The following is a 15,949-nucleotide window of genomic DNA, read 5'->3' on the forward strand; positions in this document are numbered from 1 at the left end:
CCTGACCGCGTTTACAGGAGACTCCTATGTTGACACTCGGCCCCGATGACATCTTGCTCGACCGCCACGCGGACAACTGGCAAGCTGCGCTCGACAGCGCCGCCAACGCCCTGGCAGAGGCTGGCTTGGTTGCGGCCGAGTACCGCGATGGCCTCCACGCCCGCGAAGCGCAGTCCTCAACGTACCTAGGCAACGCGATTGCGATTCCCCACGGCACTCCGGAAAGCCGCCATCACGTCAAACGTACCGGCGTGCGGGTGCTGCAGTTCCCTCAGGGTGTACAGTGGCACGACGGCAACACCGTACATGTGCTGGTCACCATTGCGGCACAAAACGACGAACACTTGGATATTCTGCGCCAGCTAACCCACGTACTCGACCGCGACGGGGTGGCTAATGAACTGGCCCGCGCCAGCTCCGCCGCCGATGTCGCACGGCTACTGTCGAAGCCATCACTAGCGCCGCGTCTGGATGCCGATACGCTATGTGTTAACTTCCCCGCCCGCGACCCGCAGGAGCTGGCTCTGGCCGCCGCAGCGCGGCTACGCCAAAGCGGCTGTGTGGATAACGGTTTTATTAGTGCCGTGGCGAGCGCCCAGCCCCAGTGGTTGGGCAAAGGCCTATGGCTTTCCAGCCACGCCCAAGGGGTGAACCAGCCGGCGCTGGGCGTAGCCACCCCCGCCGACACCACGCTAGAGCATAGCGGTCATCCGGTTCATGCGCTGTTCTGCCTGGCCGCCAGCGGCGATGCCCACCGGCCGCTGCTCGAGCAGCTGATGGCGGTACTGGAAAACGGCGAAAGCGACAGCTTTGTGGGCAAAAACAGCGCTCAGCTACTGGCGGCACTGGCCGGTGAAACCGCCAGCACCCAAACCCGCCGCGTGCGGGTTCTGAATCCCCACGGCTTGCACGCTCGCCCGGCTAAACAGCTGGTACAGATCGCCCGCGCCCAGCCTATGCCCATCAACGTGCGCCTGGAAGAAGGCAGCGCCACCACGGTATCTGCTGCCAGCTTGACCAAAGTGATTGGCCTGGGTGCGCGCCGTGGCCAATGGCTGATCTTCTCTGCCGAGGGCGAACAGGCAAGCGCCGCGCTAGATGCCATTGCCGCCGCTGTCGAAGAGGGCTTGGGTGAAAAAGTGACGCCGCTCGACGGGGGCCGTGATGCCACGCCCGCCGCCAACGCCAGCAAGCCCGCCGTTGAACCGCTGGCCGCTGACACGCCGCACACCGGTGTAGCAGCCTCGCCAGGCTTGGCGATTGCGCCGGTGTTCGTCATTCGTCCGATGCAGTTCGACTACCCAGAGTACGCCGGTCAGCCCGACGAAGAAATCGCTCGCTTGGAAGAGGCTCTAAAAGAGGGCGCCGCCCAACTGCAGGCGCTGGTACATAAAGCCCCCGGCGGCGAAGTGGCCGACATTCTCTCTATGCACGAAGAGATGCTCGACGACCCCGAACTGCACCAGGCGGCCATTGACGCCATCCGCGAAGGCCGCTCGGCGGAAGCGGGCTGGTGGGAAGCTATCGACACCGCCGCCCACGCCCAAGAGATGCTGGCCGACCGGCTGCTGGCCGAACGCGCCGCCGACCTGCGCGATGTCGGCCGCCGCGTGCTCGGCGTGCTTTGCGACGTTACTCTGCCCGAGCCGCCCGACCACCCCTATATTCTGGTGATGGACGATATCGGCCCCTCCGATGTGGCCCGCTTGGACACATCCCGCGTGCGTGGCCTGCTCACCGTTCGCGGCGGCGCCACGGCGCACAGCGCTATTCTGGCTCGCGCCCTTGGCATTCCTGCAGTAGTAGGTGCCGGTGAAGCGGTCATGGCGCTGCACAACGGCGGTATGATGATTCTGGATGGCGAGCGCGGCCGCGTGACCTCGCAACCTTCCGAGGAGCGCCTGCGCCGCGCCGAGCAGCAACTGCTTGACCAGCAGCAGCGTGAGGCGGATGCCTGGGAGCTGCGCTTCGAGCAGGCGCAAACCCGCGACGGTCATAAGGTGGAAGTGGCTGCCAACCTCGGCAACACTGCCCACGCCGCCGATGCGGTAGAGCGCGGCGCGGAAGGGGTCGGCCTGCTGCGCACCGAGTTCCTGTTTATGGCCTACTCCAGCGCGCCGGATCTCGCTACGCAAATCGCCGAATACCGTGAAGCCACCGATGCCCTCAATGGCCGCCCGCTCGTCGCCCGGACCCTGGACGTCGGCGGCGACAAGCCGCTGCCCTACTGGCCGGTGCCCCAGGAAGACAACCCCTTCCTCGGCCTGCGCGGTATTCGCTTAGCGCTGACCCAACCAGAAGTGCTGGAAACCCAGATTCGCGCGCTGCTGATGGCCGCCGTGGGCAAACCGCTACGCATCATGCTGCCGATGGTTAAAGACGTAGCCGAATTCCGCGCGGCGAAGGCGATTTACGACCGCCTGCTCAAAGAGATCTCCCCGCAGCAGCGCGCCACCGACGTACAGCTTGGCGTGATGATTGAGGTGCCTTCCAGCGCCTTGTTAGCGCCCACGTTGGCCGCCGAAGTCGACTTCTTCTCAGTGGGTACCAACGACTTAACGCAGTACACCCTCGCGATTGACCGTGGCCACCCAGAGCTATCCGCTCAAGCCGATGGCCTGCACCCAGCGGTACTGCGGTTGATCCAAATGACCGTTGAGGCCGCCCACGCTCACGGCAAATGGGTCGGCGTGTGTGGCGAACTGGCTTCTGATGCCATGGCCGTGCCGGTTCTGGTGGGCTTAGGTGTCGATGAACTCTCGGTGAGCGCACGCCAAATCCCGCTGGTCAAAGCCCGCCTGCGCGAGTTTGATCTTGCCCAAGCCCAGGCCAGCGCCCAGTTAGCGCTGAGCAAAGCCACCAGCGACGACGTCCGCGACGCCTTGGAGGCCAGCTAATGGCAAGAGTTGTCTGTATTACGCTCAACCCAGCGCTGGACCTTGCCTTCAATCTGGATGCGCTGACGCTGGGGCACGTCAACCGCCCCACCGGCGCGCAGCTGGAAGCCGCAGGTAAAGGGGTGAACGTCGCGCGGGTATTGGCAAGCCTGGGCCACGAGGTGATCGTCAGCGGCTTCTTGGGCGAAGAGAACGACGCTCCTTTCAGCCTCGCCTTCCCCCGTTACGGCGTCGAAGATGCCTTTGTGCGAGTGCCGGGCAACACGCGCATCAACGCCAAACTCGCTGAGCAGAGCGGCCGTGTAACCGACATCAACGGCCCCGGCATGCCCATCGAAGCCGCCCACCTGGAGGCTTTACGCACCAAACTAAACGGCCTGTTTGAAAGTAGTGCGCCGCCTGAAGCCGTGGTGGTCGCAGGCAGCCTGCCTCCCGGCATCGACCAGCCCGCGTTTGGCGAGCTGCTTGCCTTCCTGAAAGGTTTCGGGGTGCCGCTGTGGGTGGATACCAGCGGACCGGCGCTGCTCACGGCGATTGCCGCGCGGCCTGCCGCAGTCAAGCCTAACGAAACCGAGCTGGCCGACTGGGCCGGTAGCGCCCTTGATAGCGACCAACAGCGCCAAGCCGCCGCCGAGCGGCTGCACGCCAGTGGAATCGAGCACGCGCTGATTTCAGCGGGTGCAGAAGGCGTTTTATGGGTGAGCCAGCACGGTACTTGGCAATCCACGCCGCCGACCGTTACCGCCACCAATACCGTTTGCGCGGGCGACTCCTTTGTGGCCGGTATGCTTCACGGGCTGCTAAGCCAGCACTCACCCGACGATACGCTTCGTTTCGCCACGGCGCTTTCTGCCGAAGCGGTACGCCATGTCGGTGTGGGCACTTCCCACGCCGATGATTTTGACTCACTCCAACAACAGACCCGGGTACGGCGTCTTGACGACACCCACACCGAGGGAGCCACGCGATGAACCTAATCCTGATTACCGCCTGCCCCAGCGGCATGGCGACCACTTTTCTGGCCGCCAAGCGCCTAGAGCAAGCCGCCACGCGGCTGGGCTGGAACGTTCATGTAGAGATGCACGGTGAGATTGCGCCGCTGCAAGCCGCCAGCGCCGAGCAGATTGCTAACGCCGATTTGATCGTCGTGGCCGCCGACCACGTGCCCGCCCCGGAGCGCTTCGAAGGCAAACGGCTATTCCAGGCTCCTATTGCCAGCGCCCTGCCCGACCCCAGCGCCTTTTTAAGCCAAGCTAAGCGGGAAGCGCCGATCTACAGTGCACCGGCAGCCACAGCGGCTGCCCCGACTAGCAGCGCAGGCGGCAAAAAAATCGTTGCTGTCACCGCCTGCCCCACCGGCGTTGCCCACACCTTTATGGCCGCCGAAGCGCTGGCCGAAGCGGGTAAGGCCATGGGCCACCAGATTCGTGTGGAAACCCAAGGCTCGGTGGGCGCGCAAAACAAACTCACGGAAGCGGAAATCGCCGACGCTGATGTGGTCGTGTTGGCCTGCGATATCGAAGTGGATCCTTCACGCTTTGCAGGCAAACGGGTTTATCGCACCTCTACCGGCAATGCGCTGAAAAAGCCGCGCCCGACCCTGGAGGCTGCCTTCACCGACGCCGTTGTGGAAGATGGCACCAGCGCCGCCAGTGGCGCATCGGCCAAGAAAGGCATGAAAGAGAAAGGCGTCTATAAACACCTGCTGACCGGTGTGTCCTTTATGCTGCCCATGGTGGTGGCGGGTGGCTTGTTAATAGCCCTCTCGTTCGTGTTCGGTATCGAAGCGTTCCAGGAAGAAGGCACCCTGGCCGCTGCGCTGATGCAGATTGGTGGCGGCACGGCCTTCGCGCTGATGATTCCCGTTCTGGCGGGTTACATCGCCTACTCCATCGCCGACCGCCCCGGTATTGCCCCCGGCATGATTGGCGGTATGTTGGCCGCCGAGATTGGCTCCGGGTTTATCGGCGGTATTTTGGCCGGTTTCCTGGCGGGCTACGTGGCCCTCGCCGTCACGCGCTACGTAAAACTGCCCTCCAGCGTTGAGTCGCTCAAACCGATTCTGATCATCCCGCTGATTGCCAGCTTGGTCACCGGCCTGACGATGATCTACGTGATTGGCGAGCCAGTGGCTGCCGTGCTGAGCGCGCTCACCAGCTTCTTGGAGTCCATGGGCTCGACCAATGCCGTGCTGCTGGGCATTCTGCTCGGAGCCATGATGTGCTTCGACCTGGGTGGCCCGGTCAACAAAGCGGCCTACACCTTTGGCGTCGGCCTGTTGGCCTCTGAAACCTACGGTCCAATGGCCGCGATCATGGCCGCCGGCATGGTGCCCGCGATTGGTATGGGTATTGCCAGCTTCGTGGCGCGTAACAAGTTCTCTGCCCCCGAGCGAGAAGCGGGTAAAGCCTCGTTCGTGCTGGGCCTGTGCTTTATCAGTGAAGGCGCGATTCCCTTTGCGGCGAAAGACCCGCTGCGCGTGATTCCCGCCTGTATCGCCGGTGGTGCGGTCACGGGTGCGCTCTCCATGCTGGTGGGTGCCAAACTGATGGCCCCCCATGGCGGTATCTTCGTGCTGCTGATTCCTAACGCCATTACTCCCGCTCTGCTTTACCTGGGCGCGATTGTGGTGGGCTCATTGATCACCGGCCTGGGCTACGCGTTTATCAAACGTGGCGCTGCCCAAGTAGCCGTTGCCAGCTAAAAGCGGCACACTAAGGGCGAGGCAATCTCGCCCTTTTGTTTTTCAGTCAGACATTCAAGACGACCACCACCCCGCTGTTTTATTAACCATTTTTCTTACCATTGATCGCTAACTGTTGTTCTCAAGCGCGCAACATGTAGTATTTTTACATAAATAACAGCGACGCCAAGGGTCGGACACGCCCCGTTAGCGATAACGATGTAAAACAGATGTAAAAACAACAGGACCGCCCGTTATGTTTCAACTCACTCGCAGCGTTACTTGGCAGGCCCTAGAGCGCCTGCGCGATAAAACCGCCAATGACCGCATTCGTGACTACTTTACGAATGATCCGCAGCGCTTTGAAAAAATGAGCCTCCGCGTCGGCGGCCTTTTTCTAGATTACTCCAAGCATCAGGTATCGGATGAAGTGCTGGCTAAACTAATCGAGCTAGCCGACCATTCCGCCCTGGTACAGCGCCGCGCCCAAATGTTTTCTGGCGACATTATCAACGTGACCGAGAACCGTCCGGTACTCCACACCGCCCTACGCCATCTTGGTGATGAACCGGTGTATGTGGACGGCGAAGACGTGATGCCAGAAATCACCCGCACCCGCGAGCAGATCAAGCTGTTCTCGGAAGCGGTGCGTAGCGGCGAGTGGAAAGGCTATAACGGCCAGCGTATTAAAGATGTGGTCAATATCGGCATCGGCGGCTCGGACCTTGGCCCCAACATGGCAGTGCGTGCGCTGTTGAAGTATCGCCACCCAGAGCTGCACTTCCACTTCGTTTCCAACGTGGACGGCACCCATATACAGAAAGTGCTGTCGCGGCTAGACCCCGCCACCACGCTGTTTATCGTCTCTACCAAAACCTTCTCCACCCAGGAAACCCTGCTCAACGCCAAGACGGCGCGGCGCTGGTTCCTGGAGAACGCTGGCGAAGACGCGGACGTGGGCGCGCACTTTATTGCCGCGTCCACCAACCGCAAAGCGGCCATGGAGTTCGGTATTCGCGAAGAGAACGTGTTCGAGTTTTGGGCCTGGGTGGGCGGCCGCTACTCCATGTGGTCTTCCATCGGCTTGCCCATTGCGCTCTCGATTGGCTTTGAAGGCTTTATCGAGCTGCTGGAAGGCGCCCATGAGATGGACCGGCACTTTATCGAAGCGCCTTTCGCTCAAAACATGCCGGTCCTTATGGCGCTAATCGGCATCTGGTACATCAACTTTATCGGCGCGGAAACCCAAGCCATCGTGCCCTACGACCAAGCGCTCAACCAGCTGCCCTCCTTCCTGCAGCAGTTGGATATGGAGTCTAACGGCAAGTCGGTGGATATTTTCGGCCACCCGGTGAACTACAAAACCGGCCCAATTGTGTGGGGCCAAACCGGCTCCAACGGCCAGCACGCCTTCTTCCAGCTGCTGCACCAGGGCACGCGCTATGTGCCCATCGATTTTATCGCCTCGCTCAAGCCGGAACCGGGCGTGGAAGACCACCACTTCGCCCTGCTGACCAACATGCTGGCCCAAGCCAACGCCTTTATGGAAGGCAGCCAAGGCGACAGCAAAGAGCTTAGCCAGCTCGACCCCTATAGCTGCCCCGGCAACCGCCCCTCCAGCACCCTGCTGCTCGACGAGCTAACGCCGAAAAACCTGGGCGCGCTGATTGCGCTCTACGAACACAAAGTGTTCGTGCAGGGCGTGATTTGGAACATCAACTCGTTCGACCAGTGGGGTGTACAGCTAGGCAAGCGCATCGCCGGAGAGATCAGCGAGCGCATCGACGCCAACGCCGCCGACTTCGACGCTTCTACGCAGGGCCTTTTGGAGTTAGTACGAGCGCACTTTCCCAGCAGTGCACGCAAAGCCGATAGCGCTGAGCCAGCAAGCAGTGATAAAAAACCGGTGCGGAAGAAGCGTTAGGTTAAAAGGTAGGTAAGCACAGCGCCTTGGCAGACTGCCAGGGCGCTTTTGGGTCAACGCCTATTGAGTGGCTCTCAACCGTCGACAATCGGCGTGTAGCCGTGGCTTATTGAACATTGTGAAAAGGTGAACCCATGCAGCATCTTCACCGGTCTATTCAGCGCTGCCCGCGAGTAGCGGTATACGGCACGTTAAAGCACGGCCATCGCAATCATCATTGTTTAAACGGCGCTGACATGCTGGGCCAAGACCGTTTAACGGGAATCACACTTTACGACCTTGGCCCCTACCCAGGCGCTAAGCTCACGCCATCCACAGGCGTTAAGGTGGAAGTGTATGCCATTAACGCCGAACAGCTAGCACGACTGGATGAGCTAGAAGATTACTTGCATCACTCTCCCGCAGAAGGGATGTACGACCGGACGGTGCTGGCAACACAGTATGGCGATGCCTGGTGCTATATCTACAATCCACCGGTTGAGACAACGTCGCAGATCAGGAGCGGAGAGTGGTAAAACGATTTACAGAAAGGCCAACGCCTCTTCCGTACTCACAATCTCCGCATACTCCCCTGCTAAATTCGCCAGTGCTCTAACCCAGAGTGTGTGAACGCATCGGGCACGTTTTTATCGACGATATGCTCGACGTTTAGTCCTCGCAGAAATGCCTGCCCTCCCCTGACATCATCCAAGTAAGTCGTCCCTCTTTTCCCAAAATACCATTAGCGCTGTCGTGGCTGTACTGCCCGCTTGGTTGCGGTGCTGCGCAAACCCCATATACTGTATTTATAAACATATATTGATACTACGTATGAGGTGGCAGATGACATCACTGGATCCCTCTCGAGCTACCGTGCATAAAGGGCGCGGTGCAACCTACGACCCACATAACCGCTTTGCCCCTACCCGCAGCGTGGCAGAGGATGACGGCTGGTGGCAGGAAGAAGCCTCTATTTCGCTGGCAACAGAAGTGCGCGAGGAAGCCAGTAAAAGCGCACTCTCTTGGAACAAATCGCCAGATTTACCTTTTGATCGTTCGCTTAACCCGTATCGCGGCTGTGAGCATGGCTGTGTCTACTGCTATGCGCGTCCCTCCCACGCCTATTGGGATTTATCACCGGGGCTGGATTTTGAAACCAAATTGATCGCCCGCCACGGGCTGGTGGAGCATTTAAAAGAGGAGCTTTGCCACCCCCACTATGTTTGCCGCCCCATTAACCTCTCCGGTAATACCGACTGTTACCAGCCGCTAGAGGCCACCTACCAAACCACTCGCCGCTTACTGGAATTGCTGTTGGCTTGCCGCCACCCGGTGACGCTAGTGACGAAAAGCACGCTGATTTTGCGGGATATCGATCTACTAGCAGAAATGGCGGAGCATCGCTTGGTGCGGGTGTTCGTGAGCTTGACCAGCCTAGACGCTAACCTAAAGCGCACGCTGGAACCCCGTGCGGCATCGCCGCAGGCACGCCTGAAAGTGATCCGCGAGCTAAACACGGCGGGAATACCGGTGGGCACGCTAGTATCACCGATTATTCCCGGCCTGACCGACCACGAAATTGAGCGCATTCTGGAAGCCGCCAGCCGCGCCGGGGCGCGCACCGCCACCTGGATGCTGCTGCGGCTGCCCCACGAGGTCGCGCCACTGTTTGACGCGTGGCTAGAGGCTCACTACCCCGAGCGCGCTGCCAAAGTGATGAGCTTGATGCGTCAGTGTCGGGGCGGTAAAACCTACGATGCGGCCTTTGGTAAGCGCTTTCGCGGAGAAGGGGTATTTGCTGACTTAATCGCCCAGCGGTTTCAGCGTGCTAGCCGCCAATGGAACATGCAGCCACGCACCGAGCAGGGGCTGAATACCCGTGATTTTCGCCCGCCCCGGGCACAGGGGGATTTATTTGATTAGACTGCAGGAATACCCATCACTAAGAAGACGCCCTCTCCATGTCGCTCAGCAAAACAAAATCCAGCTTTTACCGCCGCCTTTACGTGGCCCACTTGATTGAGCAAGGCGTGGCCAGCGTACCCGCGCTGATGGAAGCCACCGGCATGCCGAGGCGCACCGCCCAAGACACCATTACGTCCTTGGGGGAATTGGATATTGAGTGCGTATTTGAAAAAGGCGACGGCGAGCGCCACAACATTGGCCACTACACCATTAAGCAGTGGGGCGCGATTGACCCTCAGTGGGTGGCATCGAACGCTGAGCGCTTAGGGCAGGTACTGGGCTATCGCTAGCCTCGTCAGGCTCTGCCCACGCAAGGCGCGCTGTATTTAACGTCACGCTGAGCGAGCTTGCTGCCATCGCCAGTACGGCGGCCAAGGGCGGTACCGCCATCATGATCACCAGCCCAAGCGCCAGCGTGTTATAGAGTGCCGAAAACACTAGATTTTGCACCATGACTCGGCGGGTGCGCTTAGCCAGTGCCAATAGCCTTACGATACCGCTCACCCCAGGCCAAAGCAGCTGTGCGGCGGCTCCTTCGCGGGCGGCTTCGCTGGCTTGCATGGGGGCGACGCCTACCCCGGCTTCGGCAAGGCTTAAGGTATCGTTCACCCCGTCGCCCACATAGAGCGTGGGCGATGGCAGCCCTTTGAGCAGCGCCGCTTTAGCTTCTGGCGAACGCTGGGCGTAGCACGCGTTTTTTGCTAGCCCCACCTGCAGGCCAAGCCAGCCCACCGGCCCCTGGCGGTCGCCGCTGATCAGCGCCACGATGTACCCTGAGCGCTGTAGTTCGGCAAGGCTCGCTTTCGCATCGCTCACCGGCTGGTCGGCACAGTAGAGCGTGGCGAGCCAACCGCGGCTGTTGGCCACTACCACCTGTGAAGCAAAGGCGTAGTCAGGGTGTTGGGCGTTATCTGGCAAAGGCGCGCCAAGCTGCTGCTCTATCCATACGGCGCTACCTAACCACCACTGCTCTCCGTTTTGAAACGTTGCTTGCTGGCCTTTGCCGGGATGCTCCTCAAGATGAAGTACTTTATGAAGTGCCTTGGGCGGCGTTGCTGTTTCAGCCTGGTTCACCCAATCCAACAAACCGCTGGCTAGCGGGTGTTCGCTTTGGCTGACGGCGCTGCGTAGCATCGCCTGAAAAATCGCGAGGTCTTCGCCTTGGCGCAGCGCGGCGTGCACTACCTGATGCTGCCCCCGGGTGAGCGTACCGGTTTTATCGAAGGCAATACCGCGTACGTTCGCCAGGGTTTCAAAAGCAGCAGGGTCGCGAAGCGCAATGCCCTGTTGTAATGTTTGACTGCTACCGGCAAGGCTTGCCAGCGGCACCGCCAGCCCCACCGCGCAGGGGCAAGCCACCACCAAAACAGACAGCGCACGCACAGCAGCGTCTTCTAGACCAAGGCCCAATAGCAGCCCGAGTGGAAGTGTCAGCGCAGCCAGCAGCAGCGCTACGGGGCTTAGCCATGAGGCAAAGCGGTCGGCCAGCTTGTGCAATTCGCCCTTTTTTACCTGGGCGCGGCGCATTTGCTCGCACAGCTTATCCACCCGCCGCTGGCCGACGGTGGCAGTCACAGTCACCTTCAAAGACGCTGCGTTTAGCCCCGCCGCATAGCGGCAGCCAGCGTATACACGCTGCCCAGCATGCAGGTAGCGCGGCACGCTCTCCCCGGTTAGCGTGGCGGTATCCAGCCAGCCGGGCGTTTCCAGCAGGCCATCCAAGGGCACCTGCTCACCAGGAGGCACTTCAATCACGGCTCTCATGGAGACTTCCTCGACGGGCTGCGTGTCGCGCTGCCCGCCTTGGCAAACCACCACATCAGCTTCCGGCAGCCTTAGTGCATCAAAGGCTTTAAGCCCCCGTTGCCTGCACAGGGTTTCGACCAGCCGGCCCACCAGAAGCAGCACAATCAGCATCACCGCAGTATCGAAATAGACCTCAGAAGAGCCGCACAGCAGCAGTCCTACCGATACCGCCATGGCGCCAAGCACACCCAGGCTTACCAATACATCCATGCCGGGGCGTCGGGCCAGTAGTGTGCGCCACCCCGCTCGGTAAAACGGAAGGCCGGAATAGAGTACGACGGGCAGTGAAAAGGCACCGGCCACCCACGCAACGACCAGCTCTATGGTGGCATTGGGCAGCGCGCCCACGTAGATCAGCAGCGACGCCAGCATGGTCCACATACCCAACACTGCGCCTACAATTAGGCGCAGCGTGAGGTAGCGGCTCTCTTGGGCTAAGCGCTGCTGGGCATCTTGCACTGGCTCTAACTCGCTCAGCCGATAGCCCAGCCGTTTCACCACGGGGGCTAACGCCGCCAACTGGGTTGCTGAGGGAGAGCCGTTTACCCATACCGTTGCAGTAGGGTAATGAACGCTGGCCTCAGCGACTCCCGGCACGCGGGCTAGCGCGCCCTCTACCGCCAGCGCACAGCTGGTGCACCACATGCCATGAAGCGTATAGAGCGGTGCGTCGTCATTAGCAGGCGAGTCACTGTTCACGGTTACAGACAAGGCGGCACGCCAATGATGGGTAGCCCCGCAAACGCCACGCCAAAGGCAGAAAACAAGTAGAGCCAACCGGATACCACGGCATGAAAGCGCTGACGCCCCTGATGCTGCTTGGCTGTGCGGCAGCACCCCCACGCCAACAGCACAAGCCCAGCAGCACAGAGAAGAGTAAAACCGCCCAGACCTGCGTTGAGCAGCGTGAGTGATCTTGCCTCTGGCGGCGGCGGAGCCACCGCACAGGCCACCGATAGGCCGCTATACACGGCCACAAACCAAACGCTCCAAAGCGTTAGCCCCACTATCAAATGGATAGGGTGGGTAAAGTTCATTCGTTCCATCGCCCTACCCTCCTAACACGCGGGGCAGCACCGCTAGCGCCGCAATTAATAGTCCAAAGGTGACCACGTTATAGCGCCATAGTAGGGCTACTACGCCCGGCTCGAAGGGAGCATGAGCGCCCACATAGCCATAGCCCACACGCAGGCCTTGAAGCACGGTCAAGATGACCGCTAAACCGCCGTGGAACAGGGCGTAGACAAGGCCGACCAGCATCACCGCATCGTGGGAGGTTTGTGTGGGAGCAAGTTCGGCTTGCCACAGCGCCCAGCCCGTTAGCCCCACTTGCAGTGCACCTAACGCAGCGGCTAAATAGAAGCCTGCACCTAGCCCGGCGTCACGCTGCTGGCGCAGCCCACGCACCAGCTTTTCCATCACACCACAACCGGCTAAAACCGCTACGCCAGCTGCACCCATTAATATGAGTGATAGCGGCGGCGTCTCTGGCATCTGCCATTGCGGTGAAACGGTCCAGAGGTAGAACCAGCCAAACAGATAAGAGAGATAAAACGATCCGTTAGCGATCAGAAAAACACCCATCGCCCAAAGACCAGGACCATCCATCGTGCGCGAATGGAGCGGTGGGTCGCCCGGTTTTACGCCCGCATCCGGTGCCGCTTTAGGATGCGCGCCATTCTCCCAGGACCAGCGCAGCAGGAAGATACCGGCAATCATCACGAACACGCCTGCCAACACGTACACCTTGGTCAGCAGGCTCAGGCACACCACCGCCAGCGCGGCAGCGGCAAACAGCGGCCACCAGGAGTTACCGGGCAGGTGGATAATCTCGCGCACCTTGCCCGTAATCGGGTCGGTGCCCCACATCTCCCTTCTGCCGTGGGAAGCCACCGCCAACGAGTGCTTACCCTCGGCCATGGTATGCGGCAGGTTCGGGTCATCCCACAGCGGGTGGCGGGTTTCCACATTGGGAAGGCTGACAAAGTTATAGGCGCTGGGCGGCATGGTGTTGGCCCACTCCAGCGTATCGGCATTCCAGGGGTTATGCTTGGCGGGCTTGCCAAACCGGAAGTGCAGCGCGATATCCAGCAGCACCATGGCAATCCCTGCCGAGAGCACAAAGCTACTGATGGATGAGAGCAGGTTGAAAATCTCCCAGCCCGACCCTGCTTCATAGGTGTAAATCCGCCGGGGCATGCCAAGCAGCCCGGTCCAGTGCATGATTAAGAAGGTGCCGTTAAAGCCCAGGAAGGTAAGCCAAAACCCCCAGCGCCCCAGGTTTTCGGAGGGCATTCGCCCAGAAAAGAGCGGCAGCCAGTAGTAAAGCCCAGCGATTAGCGGGAAGAACATGCCCCCCACCAGCACGTAGTGCATGTGCGCCACCACAAAGTGGGTGTCGTGCACCTGCCAGTTAAACGGCACCAGCGCCAGCATGACGCCGGTTAACCCACCACACACAAAGATAATTAAAAAGCCCATCACCCACAGCATGGGCAGCTTCATTTTGGGTTTGCCAAGCCAGAGCGTGGCTATCCAGACAAACACCTGAATCGCCGTGGGCACGGCCACTAGCATACTGGCCGCCGAGAAAAACGCCTGGGCCAGCTGCGGAATGCCAATGGTGAACATGTGGTGAACCCATAGCCCAAAGCTGATAAAGCCCATGATGGTGATCGCTGCCACTACCCAGCCGTACCCCACAATGGGCCGCCCGGCAAACACCGGAATCAAGGTGGAGACAATACCAGCGGCAGGCAGGAAGATGATGTACACCTCGGGGTGCCCAAACAGCCAGAACAGGTGCTGCCAGAGTACCGGGTCGCCGCCGCCCGCAATTTGGAAAAACGGCATGCCGACTGCTCGCTCAAGCTCCAGCAGCACGCTGCCGAGTATCAGCGGCGGGAAGCCCACCACGATCATTAGCGCCATGGCGAGGATATACCACGCAAACAGCGGCATCTTATGCAGCGCCATGCCCTGGGTGCGGGTGCGTAAGATAGACACCACCAGCTCCACCCCCGCCGAAAGCGCTGATATCTCCACAAAGGTGATGCCCAGCAGCCAAAAATCGGAGCCCAAATCCGGAGCAAACTCTTTACTGCTCAGCGGCGTGTACATAAACCAACCGCTTGAAGGCGCCATCTCAATAATTAGGCTGGAGGTGAGAATAATCCCGCCAAACAGGTAGCAGAAATAACCCAGCGACGTTAGCCGTGGACACACCAAGTCACGGGCACCAATCATTTTAGGGATCAGGTAAATCGCCAGCCCCTCCAGCATGGGAATGGCGAACAGAAACATCATCACCGTGCCGTGCATGGTGGTGACTTGGTTATAGATCTCCGGCGACATAAAGTCCTGGTCGGGCATCGCTAGCTGGGTACGCACCAGCATGGCAAGAATGCCGCCAATCAGGAAAAACACCATCCCGGTGATCATAAAACGCAGACCTAGCGTTGTATGGTTCACGATGGTGAGGGCCTTTAGCCCTTTCGGGTTACCCCAAATGTCATGTAGGTCTTCGTGTAACTGCTGCGGGTCTTGCTCTACCGCCTCTTGATTCACGCTCTTCATGGGGTCAAGGTCTCCAGCCAAGCACCCAGGGCATCCAAGGTGTCCATATCAATATCGTCGTGGGCGGGCATTTTATTACCCGGCTTCAGCGTTTGGTGCTGCTGCAGCCACTGGCTCACCGCGCCCTCTTCCATGGCCATCACACCGGCACCCAGCATCGTGCGGCTACCGACATCCGAGAGGTTAGGCCCTACACCGCCCTGGCTGACGCCAGCCACTTGATGGCAGCTCGCGCAGTGGGTCGCAAAGGCCTCTCTTGCAACATCATGAGTGGTATCTTGCGTCGCTAATTCGCTTAGTTCTGCGTCTTGCCGAGCCGCCAGCCATGTATCGAATGCTTCACGAGGCACGGCTTCGACATACAAATGCATATGGGCATGCCCCACCCCGCACAGCTCGGCACACTGGGCGCCAAACACGGCGGGCTCATCGGCTTCCAAACGGATTTTATTCACCCTTCCTGGCAGCATGTCGATTTTGCCGCCCAGGCGCGGCACCCAAAACGCGTGAATGACATCCGCGCCGCTCACGTGAAAATCCACCGGCTCCCCGGCGGGCATGACGAGCTGGTTAGCGGTGACGACTTCGCCGCCTTCGGCGCCTGGGTAGCGCACCTCCCACCACCATTGGTGGCCGATCACTTCAATCACTTCAGGCGGCTCGCCTAGCGGGAGCGGCAGCATGCGCTGCCCGGCGGGCACCCCAAACATTAGCAGCGCCGTAATACTGGCAATGGGCAAAATGAGGCCACCGCCAATGATCCAACGCCGGGCAATACGTCGTTCTTGGGTAGGCGTGCGCTCCACGTTGCGCGGCTTGAAGGCGTAGAGCCAAACCACGGTGACACCGATCAGCACGATGGTGGCAAACCCCAGCATCACCCACCAAATTAACCGCACGTCTCTTGCGGCGGGCCCAGCAGGGTCTAAGATAGAGCTGTCGCCGCTGCAACCCGCGACACCTAACAGCAAGCCACCCCCTAGCCAATAGGCCAGTCGACGGGCTCGGAGCGCTGTTCGATACGACAAGATGCATGTGGCGCTATGGCGTTCCCTCATTAGCGTTTTCCCTGACATACAGTTGATCTATCTAACTGTTTTGATTTGTCTAACCACAGGA

Annotated in this window: 11 protein-coding genes; 7 read left to right on the forward strand and 4 right to left on the reverse strand. The window is 60.2% G+C overall.

Translation table 11 applies throughout. The features are described 5' to 3' along the window. Nucleotides 1-26 precede the first annotated feature (26 nt). From ptsP to NH398_RS13530, 7 genes are all read left to right on the forward strand, one after another. A complete protein-coding gene (gene ptsP, locus NH398_RS13500) occupies nucleotides 27-2,897 on the forward strand; it encodes a phosphoenolpyruvate--protein phosphotransferase (RefSeq protein ID WP_253018958.1) in 2,871 nt (956 codons plus the stop codon). Further along, nucleotides 2,897-3,868 carry a 1-phosphofructokinase gene (gene pfkB, locus NH398_RS13505; protein ID WP_253018959.1) on the forward strand — a complete coding sequence of 324 codons (972 nt, stop codon included), beginning with the start codon at nucleotides 2,897-2,899 and terminating at the stop codon, nucleotides 3,866-3,868. The genes ptsP and pfkB overlap by 1 nt, the downstream gene beginning before the upstream one ends. Next, the gene (locus NH398_RS13510) at nucleotides 3,865-5,601 is read left to right on the forward strand and encodes a PTS fructose-like transporter subunit IIB (RefSeq protein WP_253018960.1); all 1,737 of its coding nucleotides are present in this window, start codon (nucleotides 3,865-3,867) and stop codon (nucleotides 5,599-5,601) included. Before pfkB ends, NH398_RS13510 begins: the two co-directional genes overlap by 4 nt. Before the next feature lie 235 nt (nucleotides 5,602-5,836). After that, nucleotides 5,837-7,504: a glucose-6-phosphate isomerase gene (gene pgi / locus NH398_RS13515; protein ID WP_062374568.1), complete on the forward strand. Its 1,668-nt coding sequence runs from the start codon at nucleotides 5,837-5,839 to the stop codon at nucleotides 7,502-7,504. 134 nt (nucleotides 7,505-7,638) lie between these two features. Further along, on the forward strand, nucleotides 7,639-8,019 hold the full coding sequence (locus tag NH398_RS13520) for a gamma-glutamylcyclotransferase family protein (protein WP_253018961.1): 381 nt from the start codon (nucleotides 7,639-7,641) through the stop codon (nucleotides 8,017-8,019). A gap of 307 nt (nucleotides 8,020-8,326) precedes the next feature. After that, on the forward strand, nucleotides 8,327-9,406 hold the full coding sequence (locus tag NH398_RS13525; protein ID WP_253018962.1) for a PA0069 family radical SAM protein: 1,080 nt from the start codon (nucleotides 8,327-8,329) through the stop codon (nucleotides 9,404-9,406). A gap of 38 nt (nucleotides 9,407-9,444) precedes the next feature. Beyond that, nucleotides 9,445-9,738: a winged helix-turn-helix domain-containing protein gene (locus NH398_RS13530; protein ID WP_083026029.1), complete on the forward strand. Its 294-nt coding sequence runs from the start codon at nucleotides 9,445-9,447 to the stop codon at nucleotides 9,736-9,738. Here the strand turns inward: NH398_RS13530 and NH398_RS13535 are convergent. From NH398_RS13535 to coxB, 4 genes are read right to left on the reverse strand one after another with little or no spacing between them, the layout of a single operon-like run. Beyond that, nucleotides 9,659-11,965, reverse strand: coding sequence for a cation-translocating P-type ATPase (locus tag NH398_RS13535; protein WP_366070597.1), 2,307 nt, complete (start codon nucleotides 11,963-11,965; stop codon nucleotides 9,659-9,661). The genes NH398_RS13530 and NH398_RS13535 overlap by 80 nt on opposite strands. Beyond that, a complete protein-coding gene (locus NH398_RS13540) occupies nucleotides 11,956-12,300 on the reverse strand; it encodes a hypothetical protein (protein WP_253018963.1) in 345 nt (114 codons plus the stop codon). Before NH398_RS13540 ends, NH398_RS13535 begins: the two co-directional genes overlap by 10 nt. A gap of 4 nt (nucleotides 12,301-12,304) precedes the next feature. Next, nucleotides 12,305-14,830, reverse strand: a complete 2,526-nt coding sequence (gene ctaD / locus NH398_RS13545; RefSeq protein WP_253018964.1) for a cytochrome c oxidase subunit I — start codon at nucleotides 14,828-14,830, stop codon at nucleotides 12,305-12,307. Then, nucleotides 14,827-15,906, reverse strand: coding sequence for a cytochrome c oxidase subunit II (gene coxB / locus NH398_RS13550; RefSeq protein ID WP_366070599.1), 1,080 nt, complete (start codon nucleotides 15,904-15,906; stop codon nucleotides 14,827-14,829). The genes ctaD and coxB overlap by 4 nt, the downstream gene beginning before the upstream one ends. Between the last annotated feature and the right edge of the window lie 43 nt (nucleotides 15,907-15,949).

The organism is Halomonas sp. CnH100-B, assembly GCF_024124605.1.
GTDB lineage: Bacteria > Pseudomonadota > Gammaproteobacteria > Pseudomonadales > Halomonadaceae > Vreelandella.